The organism is Streptomyces sp. NBC_01485 (assembly GCF_036227125.1).
Classification (GTDB): domain Bacteria; phylum Actinomycetota; class Actinomycetes; order Streptomycetales; family Streptomycetaceae; genus Streptomyces.
The window spans coordinates 7947056-7968590 of record NZ_CP109435.1 but is presented as its reverse complement, the minus strand read 5'-3'; the positions used below and the strand labels follow the sequence as shown (position 1 = coordinate 7968590).

The following is a 21535-nucleotide window of genomic DNA, read 5'->3' as shown; positions in this document are numbered from 1 at the left end:
CACGCGATTTATCGCACCACTCTCTCGGCGCTCTCCGCTCTCTCGGCCGCCTCAGCGGTAGGCACCGCGCACCACGGCGTTCACGCGTGCGCGTCACACGGGAGAGTCACACGGGCGTCGGCTGGAGTGCCGTGTAGAAATGCCTCCGCACCCGGCGCAGCCACGCGTCGGCGGCCGTCTCGTCGGGCTGTTCGGGCAGCACGCTGCGCGTCTCGGCGAACGCCTCCTCGAATCCGCGCAGCAGAGGCACCGCGGCCTCGGGGTCGGCGGCGACCTGCTCGCCGAACCGGTGACAGCTCTCCGGGTCCTCGACCCGGATCGTCAACTGACCTGTGGAGTACAGCTCGTAGCCCTGGGTGCAGAGCCTCTTGAGGTGACGGGCGTGCTTGGCGGTCCGGTTGCGGGTGTCCCCGGAACGGGTGCCTTCGCTGCGGTTCTGCAGCCTCCGGAACTGCTGGGTGGCGTAGCCGAGATAGGCGTCGCGGACACGTCCGGCGCTGAGCAATGTCGTACGGAGGGCGATGAGTTCGTCACCGAGAGGGGTGCGCACCTCGTACAACTCGTCCGGTAGCCAGACGAGTTCCATCACGGTCGGGTTGCCGCCGAGGGCGAGCCGGCACCACTTCGCGGCCTCGTGCAGGGTGCGGTCGGGTGCCGTGCTGACATGCGACTCCTGCGGTCGGCTCAGGCCGTGCAGCTCCTCGGTGGGGGTGGCGAACATGCCGAGGCGGTCCACGTCGGAGCCTTCGCGGGCGAGCCCGTAGGCGGTCGAGCCGACGATTCCGGACAGCAGGATGTTGGTGACGGTCACAGGTGCCCCGATCGTTCCCCGATGATGATCACCGCCGCCGTGGTCGGGCGACGGGACGCCCATCATGCCCCGGCTCGGGCCCGGACCCGCTCGCATTTTCCGGCTTCGCCCGCCCCTCCGCCCTCGCCTCCATCCACCTCTCGGCACGCCCGCCGCTTCACTCGTACGGCTCAGTGCGCTGGTCGAGCGGCCTGGGCGGTGGTGCCGTGGAGGGCAGGGGCAGCCGACCCGTCCTCAGGAGGTACCCGTGACCACCCCTCGCTCGTCGTCCCGCCCGCCCTGCCCGGCCCGCCCCTCCGGCCCGGCCGGTCCGACCCGTCCCGCCCGCCCGGCCCGTCTGCTGGCCGCCGCCCTCGCCGCCGGGACGCTGTTCGCCACGGCGGCCTGTTCCGACGGGGACGGCGACAGCGCGTCGACCGGCTCGGGCGTCGCGGCCAAACCCGTCGCCGAACGGACCACCGCGTCCCCCACCAAGCCGGTCGCCAAGCCGCTCACCCCGGCCGGCGCACGGACCGCGCTGATCACCGAGGGAGACCTGGAGGACGACTGGACGCAGGTGAAGAGCGCGGCGAGCTGGCAGGACAAGCTGCTCATCGGCAAGGTCGACGCGTCCCAGTTCCTCACGGCCAAGACGCAGGCCCCCGCCGACTGCCAACGACTCCTCGACGGTCTCTACGACGACGACCTCCTCGGCCGTCCGTCCGGCGCGTCGGCGCTCACCGGCTTCACCGAGGGCAACTCCCGGCTGCTCTACCAGGTCGGCGCCTACCAACGGGCCGCCCTCGGCAAGTCGCTGGACTGGCTGGAGTCGCTCCCGACCACGTGCGACCAGTTCAACGCGGTCGCCCCCGACGGCTCCACACGCAGCGTGCAGGTCATCGAGGCCTCCCTGCCCAAGGCGGGCGACACCCGGCAGGGCGTGACGGTGACGGTGCAGGGCGCCTCCGGCGGCTCCCCGGTCACGCTCACCCTGGACGTCGCGGCCGTACGGGTCGGGGACGACGCGATCACGGTCACCAACGGCGGACTCGACGGCGCCGATCACGACAGCACCGAGGACGCGGTCAGCCACGGCACCACACGGCTGAAGGACGTCCGGGAAGGCCGCACCCCGGCCCCGGAGCCCAGCGAGTTCGACTGAAGCCGCCTCCCACTCAGCCCTTCGGGCCGACCTCCAGCGGTCTTCAGGCGGCCTTCCTCCACTCAGCGCCATGTGACATATTACTGGCGTGACCAAGCGACCGAGTGGTGACGTCGTGGTCGTCGGCGCCGGCATGGTGGGCGCCGCCTGCGCGCTGTACGCGGCCCGCGCCGGGCTCGAGGTGGTGCTGGTCGACCGCGGTCCGGTGGCCGGCGGCACCACCGGCGCGGGCGAGGGCAACCTCCTCGTCTCGGACAAGGAGCCCGGCCCCGAACTCCAACTGGCCTTGCTGTCCGGACGGTTGTGGAGCGAGCTGGCTCAAGAACTGGGCGCGGCCGTCGAGTACGAACCCAAGGGCGGGCTCGTCGTCGCCTCCACGCCCGAGGCACTCACCGCCCTCACGGACCTGGCGGCCGGACAACGCGCGGCCGGGGTGACGACCGTCGACGTCAAGGCAGGCCAACTCCCTGACTTGGAACCGTACTTGGCACCCGGTCTCGCGGGCGGTGTGCTGTATCCGCAGGACGCCCAGGTGATGCCCACCCTGGCCGCCGCTCACCTCGTACGGGCCTCGGGTGCGCGGCTGGAGACCGGTCGCACGGTGACGCGGATACTGCGCGGCGCCGACGGTGCCGTACGGGGCGTGCGAACCGACCGGGGTGACATCCTCGCGCCGGCCGTGGTGAACGCGGCCGGGACATGGGGCGCGGAGGTCGCGGCGCTGGCGGGGGTGGGGCTGCCCGTACTCCCCCGCCGGGGCTTCGTCCTGGTCACCGAGCCGCTGCCGCGCCGGGTGCGGCACAAGGTGTACGCCGCCGACTACGTGGCCGACGTGGCGAGCGACTCGGCCGCCCTGCAGACCTCACCGGTCGTCGAGGGGACCGCCGCCGGGCCGGTGCTGATCGGCGCGAGCCGTGAACGGGTCGGCTTCGACCGGTCCTTCTCGCTGCCGGTCGTACGCGCCCTGGCGGCAGGGGCGACGCGCCTGTTCCCGTTCCTGGAGCACGTACGGGCGATGCGCACGTATCTCGGCTTCCGCCCCTACATGCCCGACCACCTGCCGGCCATCGGGCCCGACCCCCGCGTGCCCGGGCTGTTCCACGCCTGCGGGCACGAGGGCGCGGGCATCGGGCTCGCCACCGGCACCGGCCACCTGATCGCGCGGACACTCGCCGGCGAAAACCCGGAACCGAGCCTGACACCGTTCCGCCCCGACCGCTTCGACCACTTCAGTCACCCCAGCCGCTCCCACAACACCGGCCACCCCGACAGCTCGGCCGAGGAGGCCGCTCCGTGAGTTCGTGGAACCCGCTGAAGCTGGTCCGGGCGCGTCCCGGCGCCCCGTTCACCCTCACCTTCGACGGCCGGGTGATCGAGGCACTGTCCGGGCAGACGATCGCCGCCGCGCTGTGGTCGTCCGGTGTCACGGCCTGGCGCACCACGCGGAACGGCGGGCAGGCGCGCGGGGTCTTCTGCGGCATCGGGGTGTGCTTCGACTGCCTGGTGACCGTCGACGGCCGCCCCAACCAACGGGCCTGCCTGGTACCGGCCGTGCCTGGCGCGGACGTCCGTACCCAGGAAGGGACAGGTCACGATGACTGAACGCCGCCCGACGCTCGCGGTGATCGGCGCGGGCCCGGCCGGGCTCGCCGCCGCGTCAGCGGCAGCGGCGCGCGGTGTGCGGGTGGTGCTGACCGACTCCGGCGCCGAGGCGGGCGGACAGTTCTACCGGCAGCCCGCGCACGGACTCGGCGCTCGGCGCCCGCAGGCACTTCACCACCAGTGGCGCACCTGGGAGCGACTGCGCGCCGGGCTCGACGCCCACCTCGCCGCCGGACGCGTCACATATCTGACTGACCGTCACGTGTGGTGTGTGGAAAGGGAGTCGAACGGATTCACCGTCCATGCGCTACTGGGTCCGGAGCAGGAGGAGTCCGTCGCGGTCCGCGCCGACGGGGTGCTGCTGGCGACCGGCGGCTACGAGAAGATCCTGCCGTTCCCCGGCTGGACTCTGCCCGGTGTGGTCACCGCGGGCGGCGCCCAGGCGCTGTTGAAGGGCGGGCTCGTGCTGCCCGGCCGCACGGCGGTCGTCGCCGGCACGGGACCCCTGCTCCTGCCCGTCGCGACCGGCCTCGCCGCCGCGGGAGCACGGGTCGTCGCCTTGGTCGAATCGGCCGGTCCGGGCAACTTCGTACGTCACGCCCGGACTTGGGCCGCGACCCCGGCGAAGCTGGCCGAGGGCGCCGTCTACACGGCCCAACTCCTGCACCACCGAATCTCGGTGAAGGTCCGTCACATAGTGCTGGAGGCGCACGGCATCGAACGCCTGGAGTACGTCACGGTCGCCGCGCTGGACGCCGAGGGCCGACCGGTGCCCGGTACCGAACGACGTCTGCCCTGCGACGCCCTCGCCGTCGGTCATGGCCTGCTGCCGCACACCGATCTCGCGGAGGGGCTCGGCTGTCGCCTCGACGGGCCGACCGTGCGCGTCGACGACGAACAGCGCACCGACGTCCCGGGCGTCTGGGCGGCGGGCGAGACCACGGGCGTCGGCGGCGCGGCCCTGTCGCTCGCCGAGGGGCACATCGCCGGACGGTCGGCGGCGGCGAGGCTGACCGGCACGGTTCCCGACCCGAGCGAGTGGGCACCGGCCGCCCGGTCCCGTACCCGGCTGCGGTCGTTCTTCGCGGCACTGGACGGCGCGTACGCCGCACAGCCTGTCCGGTGGACGGAGCAGGTGACGGACGAGACGGTCGTGTGCCGTTGCGAGGAGGTCACCGCCGGCGCCGTCCGCGAGGCCGTCGGCGCACTCGGCGCGGGTGACCTGCGCACCGTGAAGCTGCTGACCCGGGCCGGAATGGGCTGGTGCCAGGGCCGGATGTGCGAGCCCGGCGTGGCCGGCGTCGCGGGCTGTGAACTCACCCCGGCACGACGGCTACTGGCCCGCCCCGTACCTCTCGGCGTACTGGCCGCCCCGCCGACCGACCCCACGACACCCCAGTGAAGTGCTATTTCACATACCACTGACGGAAGGGACTTTCCCGATGACCGCCCCCACCACTCCCCCCGCCCCCACCTCACCTCCCGACCCCACCGCCGCCCGGCACCGCCCTTGGCGTGGTGTCCTCGTCGCCACCGCGCTCCCGCTCGGCCGCGACCTCTCCGTCGACTACGACCGGTACGCCGAGCACTGCGCCTGGCTGGTGGCGAACGGCTGCGACGGCGTCGTACCCAACGGCTCGCTGGGCGAGTACCAGGTGCTCACGCCCGAGGAACGCACCAGGGTGGTGGAGACCGCGGTGGCCGCGATCGGCGGGGCGCGGGTGATGCCCGGGGTCGCCGCGTACGGCTCGGCGGAGGCCCGCCGTTGGGCCGAGCAGGCGGCCGAAGCGGGCTGCGGGGCGGTGATGCTGCTGCCGCCCAACGCCTACCGCGCGGACGAGCGCGCCGTCACGGCCCACTACGCGGAGGTCGCCAAGGCCGGCCTGCCGGTCGTGGCGTACAACAACCCGATCGACACCAAGGTCGACCTCGTACCCGAACTGCTGGCACGGCTGCACGGCGAGGGGCACATCCACGGCGTCAAGGAGTTCTCGGGCGACGTCCGACGCGCCTACCGGATCGCCGAACTCGCCCCCGAACTGGACCTGTTGATCGGCGCCGACGACGTGCTGCTGGAGTTGGCCGTCGCGGGCGCCAAGGGCTGGGTGGCCGGCTACCCCAACGCGCTGCCGAAGGCCTCGGTGGAGCTGTACCGGGCGGCCGTCGCCGGTGACCTCACCACGGCGCTCCCTCTCTACCGTCAGCTCCACCCGCTGCTGCGCTGGGACTCCCGCGTGGAGTTCGTCCAGGCGATCAAACTCTCGATGGACATCGTGGGCCGCCACGGCGGTAGTTGCCGTCCGCCACGGTTCCCTTTGCTGCCGGAGCAGGAGGCCGCCGTCCGCGCGGCCACCGAGAAGGCCGTCGCGGCGGGTCTGGCGTAACGCCGCCTCCAGCGTCCAGCTCAGCCGTCCAACTCGGCCTTCCAGCTCCGCGGTACAGAACTCGACCTTCCAACTCTGCGGCACAGAAGGGGCCTTCATGCGCAGCAAGCTCGTCCTGCACGCCGTCGACTCGCACACCGAGGGCATGCCCACCCGCGTGATCACGGGTGGGATCGGCACCATCCCCGGCGCGACGATGAACGAGCGGCGGCTGTACTTCCGTGAACACCGCGACGACGTCAAGCAGTTGCTGATGAACGAGCCCCGCGGCCACTCCGCGATGAGCGGCGCGATCCTCCAGCCGCCCACCCGGCCGGACTGCGACTGGGGTGTCGTCTACATCGAGGTCTCCGGGTATCTGCCGATGTGCGGGCACGGCACGATCGGGGTGGCGACCGTGCTCGTCGAGACGGGCATGGTCGAGGTCGTCGAACCGGTCACCACCATCCGCCTGGACACCCCGGCCGGACTCGTCGTCGCCGAGGTGGCGGTCGAGGACGGCGCGGCCACGTCCGTGACCTTGCAGAACGTTCCCTCCTTCGCGGTCGCGCTGGACCGCAAGGCGACGCTGCCCGACGGCCGTACCGTGACGTACGACCTGGCGTACGGCGGCAACTTCTACGCGATCCTGCCGCTGGAGGAGTTCGGTCTGCCCTTCGACCGCGCCCGCAAGGACGACATCCTGCAAGCCGGACTGTCGCTGATGGAAGTGATCAACTCCGGGGAGGAGCCGGTCCATCCGGAGGATCCGTCGATCCGCGGCTGTCACCACGTCCACCTGTACGCGCCCGGCGCCACCGCCCGCCACTCACGGCACGCGATGGCCATCCACCCGGGCTGGTTCGACCGTTCGCCGTGCGGCACGGGTACCAGCGCGCGCATGGCGCAACTGCACGCGCGGGGCGAACTGCCGCTGCACACCGAGTTCGTGAACGAGTCGTTCATCGGCACCCGGTTCACCGGCAGGCTGCTCGGCACGACCGAGGTGGCGGGCCGTCCGGCAGTGCTGCCCAGCTTCACGGGCCGCGCCTGGATCACCGGCACAGCGCAGTACCTGCTCGACCCGACGGACCCGTTCCCGGCAGGGTTCGTCCTGTGACATCGCGGGTTCCGGCACCGTGGATACTGGTGGTACGTGACATGGCACAGGCAGACACAGACAGAGGCACCGATGACACGGTGACATGGCACAACCCGCATCCGAGGAGACCCCACGATGGCCGCCCTGCCCGAGAGCAGCAGCCCGCCGGCCGCCGCGCCGTCGCTCCCCGTGCTCGGCGGCCGGCGCGACAGCTTCCGTGAGCGGGTCGCCGACGCCCTGCGGGCAGCGCTGATCGCGGGTGAACTGCGACCCGGTGAGGTGTACTCGGCGCCCGCCCTGGCCGCCCGCTTCGGCGTCTCGGCGACTCCGGTGCGCGAGGCGATGCTCGACCTCGCCAAGGAGGGGCTGGTGGACGCCGTACCCAACAAGGGGTTCCGCGTCACCGAGGTCTCCGACCGGCAGCTCGACGAGTACACGCAGGTCCGCGCGCTCATCGAGATCCCCACCGTGGTGGCGCTGGCGACGACCGCCGACCCGGTGTCGCTGGAGGCGCTGCGCCCGGCCGCCCGGGAGATCGTCGCCGCCGCGGTCGCGGGCGACCTCATCGCCTACGTCGAGGCCGACACCCGTTTCCACCTCGGCCTGCTCGCGCTCGCCGGCAACGCGCACCTCGTCGAGGTGGTCCGCGGTCTGCGCGGCCGCGCCCGCCTCTACGGACTCACCGCCCTCTCCGCGTCCGGCCGCCTGCTGGCATCCGCCGAGGAGCATCTGGAGCTCCTGGACGCCCTGTTGACGCGCGACGAACGGGCCGTGCACGAGGTCATGACGCGACATCTCGGCCATGTACGGAAGTTGTGGGCGTCCCCCTGAGAATGACGGGCCGGGACGCACTCTGCCGACCCCTCCCAGCTCCCCGTATTCGCCCTTTCCTCCCCCCACGCCCGGCCCATCCCCCGCTGCCCGGCTCACCCTCGGATCCCGATGTGATCCTTATCGCGGGCGGATCAAGAGTGAGTGGCGCGCTGGACGGGCATTCATTCGCCGGTGTTCGAGAGAATGGTGAGGACGATGTCTGACTTGTGGGGGAATCCGTGCGCTTGTGTGTGATCGGTGCGGGTCTGTCGGGGCTGGCGACGGCACACGCCCTGAAGACCGCCGGTGTCGACTTCGTCTGCCTGGAGCAGGCGAGCGACGTCGGCGGGCTCTGGCGTCGTCCGCAGGCGGGCGAACGCGGCCCGGGCTATCTGTCGCTGCACCTCAACACCGCCAAGCAGCTGACGGGTTACTCGGACTTCCCGATGCCCGCCTCCTACCCGCTCTATCCCCGGCACAGCCAAATAGCATCGTATCTACGCGCGTTCGCCGAGTGGGCGGGCGTACTGGACCGCATCGAGCTGGGGACGACCGTGGACTCCGTACGGCAGGAGGCCGACGGTGGCTGGACGGTGGTCAGCCGGGACGCCGACGGTACGATCTCGTCCCGCGGCTTCACGCACGTGATCGTCGCCTCCGGGCACAACTCGGAGCCGTCGATGCCCGATCCGCCGAAGGGCGCCGAAACGTTCACCGGAACGATTCGCCATTCTCTCGACTATCGCGACGGCAGCGACCACGCCGGACAGCGCGTCATCGTCGTGGGGCTCGGCAGCTCGGCGGTGGACATCGCCGCGGATCTCTCCCGGCACGCCGAGCTGACAGTGCTCTCAGTGCGCCGGGGACTGCACATCGTGCCCAAGCAGTTGTTCGGCATGGCTCTGGACGAGATCGCCGACGCGCCGTGGTGGATCAGCATGTCCCTTGAGGAACAGCGGCGTTTCATCGAACAGACCCTGCTGGTCGCCCGCGGCAAGCTCCGCGACTACGGGCTGCCCGAGCCGGACCACCCGATCTTCGCCTCGGCCATCACCATCTCCGACGAGATCCTCAGCCGTATCCGCCATGGCGCGGTCACGCCGAAGCCCGCGATCGACGCCGTCGACGGCGACCGGGTCTCCTTCACCGACGGCACGTCGGTCAGGGCCGACGCGATCGTGTACTGCACCGGCTTCCAGATGGCCTTCCCCTTCCTGGAGCCCGGCTGCCCGGTCGGCGCGCAGGGCTCGGTCGAGCTGTACAAACGGGTCGTCGCCCCGGATCGTCCCGGTCTGTTCTTCACCGGTCTGATCCGCCCCGTCGGTTCGATCACGCGGCTGGTGGAGGCCCAGGCACGGTGGATCGCGCGGCTCGTCACCGGCGCTGCGGTGCTGCCTGAGGCGGAGGTCATGCACAAGGAGATCGCCACGTACCTGAGCGGCGTCGCGGGCCAGTACGGGCCGCAGCAGGACGCGTCGACCCAGGTCAACGTGGCACCGTATCTACAGGAGTTGCGCGAGGAGTGAGGTCGGGCGGGCCCGGTACGCCTCCGAGGAGACGCACGACAGGAAGATGCCCGCCCCGAGGGGCGGGCATCTTGCCTTCCTGCCTGCCAAGTCGGGATCTTGGCTGTACCGAAGAGGGAGCGGTGGGAGCGGTGTCACACGCCGTTGGCGGAACGGCTGTGTGGAGGCTGCGTCACTTGGTCAGCCAGTTGAGGAACTTGCTCCACCCTCCTGCCTGTTCGTGGCGGGGCTTTGCGGCACTCTGGGGTGCCGGTGCCGGTGCCGGGATGGTGCTCTGCCGGCTCGGCCGACTCACCGGCTTGATCGGCGTGAACCGCGCGGGGAGCGTGACGAGGCCACGGCTGAAGGCTCCCGGACGCCACGTCAGACTCTCCTCAGGCACGCTGAGTTCGACGTCAGGCAGCCGGTTGAGGAGGTTCTCGATGGCCGAAACGGCGATCTGCCGTGCGGGTTCCTTCGAGGGGCAGGCGTGCGGGCCTGCGCTCCACGCGAGGTGCGCCCGGTTGCTGCCGGCCTTGCGGGCCGCCGACAGCGCGGGTCCGGTGTTGGCGGCGGCGAAGCTGACCAGCATCAGGTCGCCGGCGGTGAGCTTCTGGCCGGCGAACTCCATGTCGGACACCGGGTAGTGGGCGGCGAAGTTCGTCATGGGCGGGCTCTCCCACAACGTGTCGTCCATCGCCTCGTCGATCAACCCGCCCTCGTGAGCGTACCGGTGGTCGGTGAGCAGGCGGTGCAGGGTGTTGCCGATGAGGTTGACCAGGGCCTCGGCTCCCGCGCCCAGCAGCAGAGAGACCTGGTGCAGCATCTCGTCGTCGGACAGACCGGTGTGATGCTTCAGCAGCCAGGAGGTGACGTCCTCGCCGGGCTTGCGCCGCTTGAGGGCGATCAGCTCGCCGACGGCCTGGAACAGCACCTCGCTGGCCTTTTCGGCGTTGACTCCGTCGAACATACCGGTGATGCCGAAGAAGACGCGGTCGCCGATGTCGGCGGTGCAGCCGAAGAGCTCGTTGAACACGAACAGCGGAAGCTGCTTGGCGTAGGAGCCGATCAGGTCGGCCGAACCGCGTTCGCCGAACTGGGAGATGAGGAAGTCGGAGATCCGCTCGACGCTCCGGCTCAGCCGCATCGGATCGATGCGCATCATGCTGTCCGCGATGGACTGACGCAGCCTCAGATGTTCGGCGCCGTCGGCACACATGGCGTTGTGCCGGTAGGCGAGCACGGGCAGGACGGGGCTGTCAGCGGGGATCCGGCCCTCGTTGAAGTCCCGCCAGCGGCGGGCGTCCTTGCGGAACGAGCCGGAGTCCTGAAGGAGTTGGAGGGCAGTGGCGTAGTCGGTGACGAGGGTGGCATCGACTCCCGGAGCGATCTCCACGGGCGCGGTCGGACCGTAGTGCCGCAGGTACGCGTAGTAGGCCTGCGGGTCGGCCGCGTACTCCGGCCCGTAGAGCGGCACTCGGCCGCCGGGCTGGTGCGCCGGGCACCCCGGAGGGGGCACGGGGGCGGTGGGTTGGGCGTCCATTACTGCTCCTAGTGGGCACGGTCCTGCAGATGGCGGACGAGAGTGATCAGCGCGTCGGCCGACGACCGCTCGTCTCGCGCGTCGCAGGTGACGACGGGGGTGTCGTCGAGCAGATCCAGTGCGTCGCGCAGAGCCATCTCGTCCCGCAGGGGGACGCCGTCGAAGTGGTTGACGGCGATGGCGTAGTCGAGTCCGTACTGCTCGATGAGGTCGATCACGGCGAAGGAGTCCGCGAGTCGATCGGGGTCGACGAGCACCAGCGCGCCGAGCGCGCCGCGCGCCATGTCCTCCCACATCTGCACGAAGCGCTGCTGGCCCGGCGTTCCGAACAGGTACAGCACGACGCGGTCGCTGATGGTCAGCCGCCCGAAGTCCATGGCGACCGTGGTGGTGGTCTTGCCCTGGACTCCCTTGAGGTCGTCGACCGACTCGGCGGCCCGCGTCATCGTCTCCTCGGTGGTCAGCGGCTCGATCTCGGAGATGGCCCCGATGAACGTGGTCTTGCCGACCGCGAAGTGGCCCACGACGAGGATCTTCACCGCAGTCTGGGTCGCCCCTTCGCGGACGTAGGCCTGCTCATCCAAACTTGGCCCTGAGACCATTCAGCACCTCCTCCAGGATGTCCCGGTCGGCGAGCGGTGCCCGCTGCACGGGTGGGCGGGTGATGAGATGGCCGCTCTCGGTGAGGGCGGCGAGGAGGATCTTCACCACGCCCAGGGGCAGTTGGGTGTGCCCGGCGATCTCGGCGACCGAGAGGTAGCCGACCGCGCACAGGTCCAACAGGTTCTGTTCCTCTGGCGACAGGCGGGTCGGCCGCTGCCCGTGATCGGCGGCCGCCGTGACCAGGGTGATGAGGGAGAGCTGCCCCTCGTCAGGCAGGCCGCGCCCCTTGGTGATGACGTACGGACGCACTAACTCCGGCGTCTGGGACTCCAGTCCATCGAAACCGTTCATGACCGCACGCCGAGGTTCTCGCGCGGCGGGGTCGTCAGGGCCTTGCCGAGCTGGCCGACGAGCTGCTGCATCCGGAAGGTGATGTCCGCCATGTCGACGTCCGGCGAGGCGGAGACGCCGAGGTAGGCGCCCTCGCCGGCGGAGATCAGGAAGACCCAGCCCCCCTCGAACTCGACCAGTGTCTGCCGCCACCGCATCTGCGGGTCCTCGCAGAAGAACGCGAGCGAGCGGCTGAGTGACTGCACCCCGCTCATCGCGGCGGCCACGCGGTCCGCGTCGTCCTTGTCGAAGTCCTGCGTCCGGGCCATCAGCAGGCCGTCGGCGGATATCAGGACGGCGTGCAGGGCCCCGGGAATCTCCAAGGCACTGTCAAGCATCCATGACAGATCGTCGTTCACGAGACCTCATGCCCTTCGCTGCTTGCACCACGTGTACTGCTCGACTTTTCCGCGGAATCCGCAGGCGTGGCCCGGCCCGACTGGGTGCCCCGCTGGAAGGCGCCCATGATCGCCGCCGTCTCCGCGCCCGAGCGGGCGTGAGCGGGGGCGGACGTACTGCCCGGCACGATGGCCATGGGCCGCTTGCGACGCCGCTTCGGCAGGCCGTCGGCGGTGGTGGTGTTGCCGGTCAGCGCGGCGTCGGGGCCACTGTGGCCCGTGGCGGCGACGGTGGGAACGACCGGAGACGGCTCCCTCTGCTCGGGCGCGTTGGTGAGCAGGTCGTGCGGCAGGAGGACGACACCCCGGACACCTCCGTAGGGGGAGGAGGAGTCCACGGACACCTCGAAACCGAAGCGCTCACTGAGCACGCCGATCACGGCGAAACCGAACTGCGGCGGGTTGCCGAGTGCGGAGACACCCGAGACCCGATCGCTGGAGAGGAGTTTCTCGGCCCGGGTGCGCTCTTCGTCGTTCATACCGACACCGGCGTCGTCGACGACGATGCAAATGCCCTTGGGCACGGTACGAATGTTGATTTCGACAACGGTGTCCGGGCTGGAATAGCTCGTCGCGTTGTCGAGGAGTTCGGCGAGGGCCAGTGCGACCGGTTCGACAGCACGGCTCGTGATGCCGAAGTCGACCTGCGAGAGAATCTCCACCCGCCGGTAATGGCGAACCCTGCCCTGCGCGCTGCGCACCACGTCGTACACGGACGCGACATCACGTGCGCGCCCCAGCCAGCCGTCGCAGAGCACGGCGATGGACTGGGCACGTCGGCCGAACTGTGAGTTCGTGTGGTCGATCTCCAGAAGGTCCTGGAGGATGACCGACTCGCCATATTTGTTCTGCAGCCGGGAAACAATCAACTGCTGTTCCGCGGCAAGGCCCTGAAGGGTCCGCATCGCGGACTTGAGGACCGTTTTCGTAGCCTCTTCGGCTCTTTCCTGAGCTGCCTCGACGGATTGCGCGTACTCGTTCTCCAAGGCGGAGTAGTGGGACTTGAGTCCCGTGATCTCCTGCCTTAGGGAACGCGCCGCCCTGCGCTGACGAACAATGAGGGCGACTGCGAGGAGTACGGCCACGAGGAGAGCCCAGAGTACCGGGTTCTGTATGTAATCAGTCATAAGACTCTCTTCAGGCGACTGACGGCCAGTTGCTGAATTCCCGTCAATGCGGGTGGACCGGCGGACCGCCCACACCGGGTTGACCGCCCGGACTGTCCCCGTAGTCGGAGATGTCGTCTTGCACCCATCCGCCCGCTCTACAAGCGAGCGTGATCGTATCACCACAGGAACGAGCCACAGACCGCCAATATGCCGACAGAGATGAACATTGACGAGCCGTCAGTCGCGGCTCGGCTGGTCGGTGAGGGGCTGGCGAGAGGGTGGTGAAGGACCGGTGAGCGGCCGGCGAGCGACCCCGGCGACAGAGCAGCCCGGCGGCGTGACAGGGCAACCGATAAACGGGCTTCCGCGACATCCGGGTGGCAAAGGCCACGGAAACAACAACACCCGCACCCGGCAGAACGCCGAATGCGGGTAACAAGCAATCACCGTGATCACCGAACGGAATCCGCTCGATACGGAGAGTGAAAGTGTCCGAGGGGGGACTTGAACCCCCACGCCCGATAAAGGGCACTAGCACCTCAAGCTAGCGCGTCTGCCATTCCGCCACCCGGACAAGGTGTCTGCCGCCATGCGGAGGTGTTCCCCCGCGGCGACATGGACAACAATACCAAGCTTTCGGGGTGCGTTTCACCTGCATATCCGCTGGCCGCGCAGGTGACAGGGCTGCCGCCGCGCGCTCTTCACGCCAGGTGACCGTTCGATCACTTCAGCGGCGGCGGCGAGCCCGATGCCGTTCCAGCGCCGCCGTCACGGCATCAGCTGGTACTCCGGGAAGTTGCCGGGAAGGCGTTCCCCCGTCGGGCCTCGTGTCACCGCGCGCACCAGGAGTTCCCCGCCGACGAACGCGCCCCGCCAGGACGCGCCGAAGCCGCCGAAGAGCTCGTCGCGGTCGCCGCGGGAGCGGGGCGTGCCGTGGCCGACCTTGAACGCGCGGATCTGCGGGGCCAGTCGGTCGTAGGTGGCACGGTCGTCCGTGGACAGGGTGGCGACGAGCGCGCCGTTGGACGCGTTCATGGCGGCCAGCAACTCCGCCTCCGCGTCGACCAGGACGATGGTGTCGACCGGGCCGAACGGCTCCGCGTGATGCAGCGGCGAGGACGGCGGCGGCCCGAGCAGCGTGACGGGCTGGACGTACGCCGCGGTGTCCTGGCCGGGCAGGAAGCGGGCGTCGTCCGGACTGCCGCGGTGCAGCGGGACCGCGCCCCGGTCGATGGCCTCGGCGACCTGGTCGCTGAGTTCCTTGGCCTTGGCCGCGTTGATCACCGGCCCGAAGTCCAGCCGCGGGTGGGGATCGTCGCGCTTCTCGACGGCCAGCGGATGTCCGAGCCTCAGCGTGCGCACCGCCGGTAGGTACGCCGCGAGGAACTCGTCGAACAGCGCGCGCTGGACGACGAATCGCGGATACGCCGTACAGCGTTGCTTGCCGTAGTCGAAGAGCTTCGGGACCGCCGCGGCGAAGGCGTCCCAGTCCGAGTGGTTCCAGATGCCCCAGGTGTTGAGTCCCTCCTGTTCGACTACGTGTCGTTTGCCGAGGTCGGCGACGGCCGTGGCCACCGCGGCGCCGGTGTCGCGGCCGCCGACGAAGGAGACGCAGCCGATCTCGGGCGCTCGCACCAGCGCCTGGGACAGCTCGCCCCCACTGCCGCTGACGAGGGTGACGGGAACGCCCTCGCGTGCGGCGAGCGCACAGGCCAGGGTCAGACAGGCGACACCGCCGTCGGTCGGGGTCTTGGCGATGACCGCGTTGCCTGCCAGTGCCTGTACCAGCAATGCGTGAACGAGCACGCTCATCGGGTAGTTCCAGCTCGCGATGTTGGACACCGGGCCGTCCAGCGGGGCCCGTCCGGTCAGCATCGGCTCGATGCCGTCGACGTACCAGCGCACGCCGTCGACGGCCCGGTCGACGTCGGCCTGCGCGAGCCGCCAGGGCTTGCCGATCTCCCATACGAGGAGGAGGGCGAGGAGTTCCCGGTGCTCGGCGAGGGCGTCGAGGGTGGCCGCGATGCGGGCACGGCGTTCCTCCAGCGGGATGCCGACCTCACCGTCCAGTCTCACGTAGTTGAGGCCCTTGGCCGCGGCCGCCGCCTCCAGCGCGTCGCCGCCCCGCTCGACCGTGTCCGTGCCCGTGCCCGTGCCCGTGCCCCAACGGGCCTGCCGGAAGGACGCGTTGTCGTCGAGGGTGACCTTGCCGTCGAGGGCGAGGATCTGTCCCTGCCCGGTGCGGACGAGCGGGTTGACCTCGACCAGGAGAGCGTCCTCCCGGATCAGCACCTGCCACAGCCGGGCCAGGACGTCCACGGTCTGCGACGGGAGTCCGGCCGCCGCAGCGATCTCGGCGGTCTTCGCCGAGGTGACGCCCTCCGCCGGATCGATCGGGATCCGGGCGACCGCTTCCGGCCGGGTGGCGGCGACCTCCTCAATCTCCGTACCGCCCTCGGCGGAGGCGATCTCGAGGAAACGGCCGGCCGCGCGGTCCAGCACGCAGGAGACGTAGAACTCCGCCTCGATGGCGACGGGTTGGGCCAGCATCACCGCGCCGACCGTGTGTCCCTTGATACGCGTACCGAGCATCTGACGAGCCGCCAGCTCGGCTGCGGCCGGATCGGCCGCGAGCTTGACGCCGCCCGCCTTGCCCCGGCACCCGTCTTGACCTGGGCCTTCACCACCACTCGCCCGCCGAGTCGGCGAGCGATCTCGCGCGCCCCCTTGGGTGAGTCGGTCACTTCGGCCCCCGGTACCAAGATGCCGTGTTCCTCGAAGAGTTGCCTTGCCTGATGTTCGTACAGGTCCATCTCGGCTCCCGTCTGTGAAGTCAAAGACGAAGTCATCGCGAGGCCGAACTCCGATGACCGAAAGTGCCGCACGCCCCCTGGACACCACCCACCGGATGCGGGATAACAAGCTTCATACAGTATTCGTCGACTGTATGCAATGTACGGACGACTGCATCCCATCTCCCTACGAAGGGACAGGACTTCGCCATGCCCGACGACACCCAGGACGTGATCTCCGGTGGTCATCTCGTTGCCAAGGCGCTGAAGGCAGAGGGGGTCGACCGCATCTACACCTTGTGCGGCGGCCACATCATCGACATCTACGACGGCTGCGTCGACGAGGGCATAGAAGTCGTCGACGTGCGCCACGAACAGGTCGCCGCCCACGCCGCCGACGGCTACGCGCGCATCACCGGCAAGCCCGGCTGCGCGGTCGTCACGGCGGGACCCGGCACCACCGACGCCGTCACCGGTGTCGCCAACGCCTTCCGCGCGGAGTCCCCGATGCTGCTGATCGGCGGCCAAGGGGCGCTCACCCAGCACAAGATGGGGTCCCTGCAGGACCTGCCGCACGTCGACATGATGACGCCGATCACCAAGTTCGCGGCGACCGTGCCGGACACGGCGCGCGCGGCGGACATGGTGTCGATGGCGTTCCGCGAGTGCTACCACGGCGCGCCCGGCCCGTCCTTCCTGGAGATCCCGCGCGACGTCCTCGACGCCAAGGTGCCGGTGGCCAAGGCGCGGGTGCCGAAGGAGGGCGCCTACCGCGCCTCGACCCGGTCGGCCGGTGACCCCGAGGCGATCGAGAAGCTCGCCGACCTGCTCGTGCACGCCGAGAAGCCGGTCATCCTGCTGGGCAGCCAGGTGTGGACGACCCGGGGCACCGAGGCGGCCGTCGACCTCGTCCGCACGCTCAACATCCCCGCGTACATGAACGGGGCCGGCCGCGGCACCCTGCCGCCCGGCGACCCGCACCACTTCCAGCTCTCCCGCCGCTACGCCTTCTCCAACGCCGACGTCATCGTGATCGTCGGCACACCCTTCGACTTCCGAATGGGTTACGGCAAGCGGCTGTCGCCGGACGCGACCGTCGTGCAGATCGACCTCGACTACCGCACCGTCGGCAAGAACCGCGACATCGACCTCGGGATCGTGGGCGACGCCGGGCTGGTGCTGAAGTCGGTCACCGAGGCGGCCTCCGGGCACGCTTTCAACGGATACGGCCATGGGGGTGCGTCCAGGCGCAAGGAGTGGCTGGACGAGTTGCGGGCCGCCGAGCAGACCGCCCTCGAGAAGCGGCTGCCGCAGTTGCGCTCGGACGCCTCCCCCATCCACCCCTACCGCCTGGTCAGCGAGATCAACGACTTCCTCACCGAGGACTCCATCTACATCGGCGACGGCGGCGACATCGTCACCTTCTCCGGGCAGGTCGTGCAGCCCAAGTCACCCGGCCACTGGATGGACCCCGGCCCGCTGGGCACACTCGGCGTCGGCATCCCCTTCGTGCTGGCCGCCAAGCAGGCGCGGCCCGGCAAGGAGGTCGTCGCCCTCTTCGGCGACGGGGCGTTCTCCCTGACCGGCTGGGACTTCGAGACGCTCGTCCGCTACGACCTCCCGTTCGTCGGCATCGTCGGCAACAACTCCTCCATGAACCAGATCCGTTACGGCCAGGCCGCCAAGTACGGCCCGGAGCGCGCGCGGGTCGGCAACACCCTCGGCGACGTCCACTACGACAAGTTCGCCCAGATGCTGGGCGGTTACGGCGAGGAGGTGCGCGACCCCGCCGACATCCGCCCCGCGCTGCAACGCGCCCGTGAGTCCGGGAAGCCCTCCCTGATCAACGTCTGGGTCGACCCGGACGCGTACGCCCCCGGAACGATGAACCAGACGATGTACAAGTGAGGTGCCCCCGATGACCCCGATGACCCCGATGACCCCGACCTCAGGAACGTCGACCAAGGCTCTCGAAGGCATCCGCGTCCTCGACATGACGCACGTCCAGTCGGGCCCGTCCGCCACTCAGTTGCTCGCCTGGCTCGGCGCGGACGTCGTCAAGCTGGAGGCGCCGTCCGGTGACATCACGCGCGGGCAGTTGCGCGACCTCCCGGACGTCGACTCCCTTTACTTCACGATGCTCAACTGCAACAAGCGGAGCATCACCCTCAACACCAAGACCGAACGCGGCAAGGAGATCCTCACCGAGCTGATCCGGCGTTCCGACGTCATGGTCGAGAACTTCGGACCGGGCGCGGTCGACCGTATGGGCTTCACCTGGGACCGCATCCAGGAGATCAATCCGCGCATCGTCTATGCCTCCATCAAGGGGTTCGGGGACGGCCCGTACACCGACTTCAAGGCGTACGAGGTCGTCGCGCAGGCCATGGGCGGGTCGATGTCGACCACCGGTTTCGAGGACGGGCCGCCGCTGGCGACGGGGGCCCAGATCGGGGACTCGGGGACAGGTGTGCACGCCGTGGCGGGGATTCTCGCGGCGCTGTACCAGCGGGAGAACACCGGACGTGGGCAGCGGGTCAACGTGGCCATGCAGCACGCTGTACTCAACCTGTGCCGGGTGAAACTGCGGGACCAGCAACGCCTGGCACACGGGCCGCTCGCTGAATATCCCAACGACGACTTCCGCGAAGAGGTTCCCCGGTCGGGAAACGCGTCCGGCGGCGGCCAGCCCGGCTGGGCGGTCAAGTGCGCGCCGGGCGGGCCGAACGACTACGTGTACGTCATCGTGCAGCCCGTCGGCTGGCAGCCGCTCAGCGAGCTCATCGGCCGGCCCGAGCTGGCCGACGACCCCGAGTGGGCGACGCCCCGGGCCCGGCTGCCCAAGCTGAGCAAGATGTTCCAGCTGATCGAGGAGTGGTCCTCGACACTGCCCAAGTGGGAGGTGCTGGAGCGGCTCAACGCCCACAACATCCCGTGCGGGCCGATCCTGTCCACCAAGGAGATCATCGAGGACGAGTCGCTGATCGCCAACGAGATGGTGGTCCGCGTACCGCACGCGCAGCGCGGCGAGTTCGTGACCGTGGGCAGCCCGCTCAAGCTCTCCGACTCCCCCGTCGAGGTGACCGGCTCACCGCTGCTCGGCGAGCACAACGAAGAGGTGTACGTCGGCGAACTCGGCCTCGGGGACGAGGAGCTGCGCCTGCTCAAGTCGAACGGGGTGATCTGACGTGATGGCCGAGGACCGGATGCTCAGGGTGCGGTCGCTGATCGACGCGGTGCGCGCCGAGGGGCGGACCGCGCTCACCGCGCCCGAGGGAAAGGTGATCGCCGACGCGTACGGGATCGCCGTACCGGGCGAGGAGCTGGCCACGGACGTCGAGGAGGCCGTCGCGTACGCGGCGCGCTTCGGCGGCCCCGTGGTGATGAAGATCGTCTCGCCGGACATCCTGCACAAGACCGACGCGGGCGGGGTCGTCGTCGGGGTGGAGGGCGCGTCGGACGTGCGGGCGGCGTTCCACCGGATCGTCGAGAACGCGCGCGCGTACGACGCCGCCGCCCGTATCGAGGGCGTGCAGATCCAGGAGCTGCTGCCGCAGGGCCAGGAGGTCATCGTCGGTGCGGTCACCGATCCGACGTTCGGCAAGGTCGTGGCGTTCGGGCTCGGCGGGGTGCTCGTCGAGGTGCTCAAGGACGTCACGTTCCGGCTGGCGCCCGTGGACGCCGACGAGGCGCTGTCCATGCTGGACTCGATCCGGTCGGCGGAGATCCTGCGCGGGGTGCGCGGACAGGCCGGCGTGGACCGGTGGGCGGTCGCCGAGCAGATCCGCCGGGTGTCCCAACTGGTCGCGGACTTCCCCGAGATCGCCGAGGTGGACCTCAACCCGGTGATCGCGACGCCGGAGGGCGCGGTCGCCGCGGACATTCGCGTGATTCTGTCCGACGCACCGGTCAAGGAGCGCCGACGCTACACGCGCGCGGAGATCCTCACCTCGATGCGCCGCCTGATGGAGCCGAACTCCGTCGCGGTGATCGGCGCCTCCAACGAACAGGGCAAGATCGGCAACTCGGTGATGCGCAACCTCGTGGACGGCGGTTTCGCCGGGGACATTCATCCGGTGAATCCCCGCGCCGATGACATCTTGGGCCGCAAGGCGTACAAGAGTGTCACCGACGTTCCCGGTGAGGTGGATGTGGCGGTCTTCGCGATCCCCGCCAAGTTCGTGGCCGCGGCCCTGGAGGAGGTGGGACGCAAGGGGATCCCGAACGCCGTGCTGATCCCCTCCGGGTTCGCGGAGACCGGCGAGCACGCGCTCCAGGACGAGATCGTGGCCATCGGCGAGCGCTACGGCGTGCGGCTGCTGGGGCCGAACATCTACGGCTACTACTCGACCTGGCAGGACCTGTGCGCCACGTTCTGCACGCCGTACGACGTCAGGGGCGGGGTGGCGCTGACCTCGCAGTCCGGTGGCATCGGGATGGCCATCCTGGGTTTCGCGCGCACCACGAAGACGGGCGTGTCGGCGATCGTGGGGCTCGGCAACAAGTCGGACCTGGACGAGGACGACCTGCTGACCTGGTTCGGCGAGGACCCGCACACCGACTGCATCGCGATGCACCTGGAGGACCTCAAGGACGGCCGCGCCTTCGTCGAGGCCGCGCGGGCGACCGTGCCGAAGAAGCCGGTCGTCGTCCTCAAAGCAGGCCGTACGGCGGCGGGTGCGAAGGCGGCCGGCTCGCACACCGGGGCGCTGGCGGGCGACGACGCCGTCTACGACGACATCCTGCGGCAGGCGGGCGTCATCAGGGCACCCGGGCTGAACGACATGCTGGAGTACGCGCGCGCGTTGCCGGTGCTTCCCACCCCTCAGGGGGACAACATCGTGATCATCACGGGCGCGGGCGGCAGCGGGGTGCTGCTGTCGGACGCGGTGACCGACAACGGCCTCACCCTGATGGAGATCCCGCCGGATCTGGACGCGGCGTTCCGGGAGTTCATCCCGCCTTTCGGGGCCGCGGGCAACCCGGTCGACATCACCGGGGGCGAGCCGCCGTCGACGTACGAGGCGACGATCCGGCTGGGGCTGGAGGATCCGCGGATCCACGCGCTGGTGCTCGGCTACTGGCACACCATCGTCACTCCTCCGATGGTCTTCGCGGAGCTCACCGCGCGCGTGGTGGCCGAATTCCGCGAACGCGGCATAGAGAAGCCCGTCGTGGCGTCGCTCGCGGGTGACGTGGAAGTCGAGGAGGCCTGCCAGTACCTCTACGAGCGGGGTGTTGTGGCGTACCCGTACACGACGGAGCAGCCGGTGGCCGTGCTCGGCGCCAAGTACCGGTGGGCGCGTGCGGCGGGGTTGTTGGGGGGCGGTTCATGAGGTGACCCGGCACGGGGCCGGCCGACG

At 70.0% G+C, this 21535-nt stretch carries 18 protein-coding genes, 1 tRNA gene and 1 pseudogene; 11 read left to right on the top strand and 9 right to left on the bottom strand.

Annotated elements, in window-relative coordinates; all coding sequences use genetic code 11:
* Window positions 1–106: 106 nt before the first annotated feature.
* Window positions 107–811, bottom strand: coding sequence for a nucleotidyltransferase domain-containing protein (locus OG352_RS35095; RefSeq protein WP_329222476.1), 705 nt, complete (start codon window positions 809–811; stop codon window positions 107–109).
* 337 nt (window positions 812–1148) lie between these two features.
* Here OG352_RS35095 and OG352_RS35090 point away from each other — a divergent pair, with 337 nt between their 5' ends.
* The 8 genes from OG352_RS35090 to OG352_RS35055 all read left to right on the top strand — a co-directional run bounded on the left by OG352_RS35090 (window position 1149) and on the right by OG352_RS35055 (window position 9358).
* Window positions 1149–1952, top strand: coding sequence for a hypothetical protein (locus OG352_RS35090; protein ID WP_329224078.1), 804 nt, complete (start codon window positions 1149–1151; stop codon window positions 1950–1952).
* 88 nt (window positions 1953–2040) lie between these two features.
* Window positions 2041–3249, top strand: coding sequence for an NAD(P)/FAD-dependent oxidoreductase (locus tag OG352_RS35085; RefSeq protein WP_329222474.1), 1209 nt, complete (start codon window positions 2041–2043; stop codon window positions 3247–3249).
* A complete protein-coding gene (locus tag OG352_RS35080; protein ID WP_329222472.1) occupies window positions 3246–3554 on the top strand; it encodes a (2Fe-2S)-binding protein in 309 nt (102 codons plus the stop codon). Before OG352_RS35085 ends, OG352_RS35080 begins: the two co-directional genes overlap by 4 nt.
* Window positions 3547–4956, top strand: coding sequence for an NAD(P)/FAD-dependent oxidoreductase (locus OG352_RS35075; protein ID WP_329222470.1), 1410 nt, complete (start codon window positions 3547–3549; stop codon window positions 4954–4956). The genes OG352_RS35080 and OG352_RS35075 overlap by 8 nt, the downstream gene beginning before the upstream one ends.
* A 40-nt stretch (window positions 4957–4996) precedes the next feature.
* Window positions 4997–5938 (top strand): dihydrodipicolinate synthase family protein, encoded by a 942-nt coding sequence (locus OG352_RS35070; RefSeq protein WP_329222469.1) that lies wholly within the window; start codon window positions 4997–4999, stop codon window positions 5936–5938.
* A 97-nt stretch (window positions 5939–6035) separates the two neighbouring features.
* Window positions 6036–7037 carry a proline racemase family protein gene (locus OG352_RS35065; protein ID WP_329222468.1) on the top strand — a complete coding sequence of 334 codons (1002 nt, stop codon included), beginning with the start codon at window positions 6036–6038 and terminating at the stop codon, window positions 7035–7037.
* Between the two features lie 117 nt (window positions 7038–7154).
* Window positions 7155–7850: a GntR family transcriptional regulator gene (locus tag OG352_RS35060; protein ID WP_329222466.1), complete on the top strand. Its 696-nt coding sequence runs from the start codon at window positions 7155–7157 to the stop codon at window positions 7848–7850.
* A gap of 221 nt (window positions 7851–8071) precedes the next feature.
* Complete coding sequence (locus OG352_RS35055; RefSeq protein ID WP_329222465.1) at window positions 8072–9358, top strand: flavin-containing monooxygenase; 1287 nt, start codon at window positions 8072–8074, stop codon at window positions 9356–9358.
* A gap of 172 nt (window positions 9359–9530) precedes the next feature.
* On the opposite strand, the gene OG352_RS35050 is transcribed toward OG352_RS35055, so the two are convergent.
* From OG352_RS35050 to OG352_RS35015, 8 genes and pseudogenes are all read right to left on the bottom strand, one after another.
* Complete coding sequence (locus OG352_RS35050) at window positions 9531–10880, bottom strand: cytochrome P450 (protein WP_329222463.1); 1350 nt, start codon at window positions 10878–10880, stop codon at window positions 9531–9533.
* Window positions 10881–10888: 8 nt separating this feature from the next.
* A complete protein-coding gene (locus OG352_RS35045) occupies window positions 10889–11482 on the bottom strand; it encodes a GTP-binding protein (protein ID WP_329222461.1) in 594 nt (197 codons plus the stop codon).
* Entirely contained in the window at window positions 11457–11834 is a 378-nt protein-coding gene (locus OG352_RS35040) for a DUF742 domain-containing protein (protein WP_329222460.1), read from the bottom strand. The genes OG352_RS35045 and OG352_RS35040 overlap by 26 nt, the downstream gene beginning before the upstream one ends.
* Window positions 11831–12232, bottom strand: a complete 402-nt coding sequence (locus OG352_RS35035) for a roadblock/LC7 domain-containing protein (RefSeq protein WP_329222459.1) — start codon at window positions 12230–12232, stop codon at window positions 11831–11833. Before OG352_RS35035 ends, OG352_RS35040 begins: the two co-directional genes overlap by 4 nt.
* A complete protein-coding gene (locus OG352_RS35030) occupies window positions 12229–13398 on the bottom strand; it encodes an ATP-binding protein (protein ID WP_329224077.1) in 1170 nt (389 codons plus the stop codon). The genes OG352_RS35035 and OG352_RS35030 overlap by 4 nt, the downstream gene beginning before the upstream one ends.
* A gap of 471 nt (window positions 13399–13869) precedes the next feature.
* Window positions 13870–13954 (bottom strand) — tRNA-Leu (locus OG352_RS35025).
* A 194-nt stretch (window positions 13955–14148) separates the two neighbouring features.
* The gene (locus OG352_RS35020; RefSeq protein WP_443072521.1) at window positions 14149–15405 is read right to left on the bottom strand and encodes an aldehyde dehydrogenase family protein; all 1257 of its coding nucleotides are present in this window, start codon (window positions 15403–15405) and stop codon (window positions 14149–14151) included.
* Window positions 15379–16193: pseudogene (locus OG352_RS35015) on the bottom strand (ATP-grasp domain-containing protein); the annotation flags it as partial. The pseudogene OG352_RS35015 and the gene OG352_RS35020, both read right to left, overlap by 27 nt.
* A 189-nt stretch (window positions 16194–16382) precedes the next feature.
* Between OG352_RS35015 and OG352_RS35010 the strand changes: the two are divergent.
* From OG352_RS35010 to OG352_RS35000, 3 genes are read left to right on the top strand one after another with little or no spacing between them, the layout of a single operon-like run.
* Entirely contained in the window at window positions 16383–18080 is a 1698-nt protein-coding gene (locus OG352_RS35010; protein ID WP_329222457.1) for a thiamine pyrophosphate-binding protein, read from the top strand.
* Between the two features lie 19 nt (window positions 18081–18099).
* Window positions 18100–19359, top strand: a complete 1260-nt coding sequence (frc, locus tag OG352_RS35005; protein ID WP_329224076.1) for a formyl-CoA transferase — start codon at window positions 18100–18102, stop codon at window positions 19357–19359.
* Between the two features lie 4 nt (window positions 19360–19363).
* Window positions 19364–21508, top strand: coding sequence for an acetate--CoA ligase family protein (locus tag OG352_RS35000; RefSeq protein ID WP_329224075.1), 2145 nt, complete (start codon window positions 19364–19366; stop codon window positions 21506–21508).
* Window positions 21509–21535 lie beyond the last annotated feature (27 nt).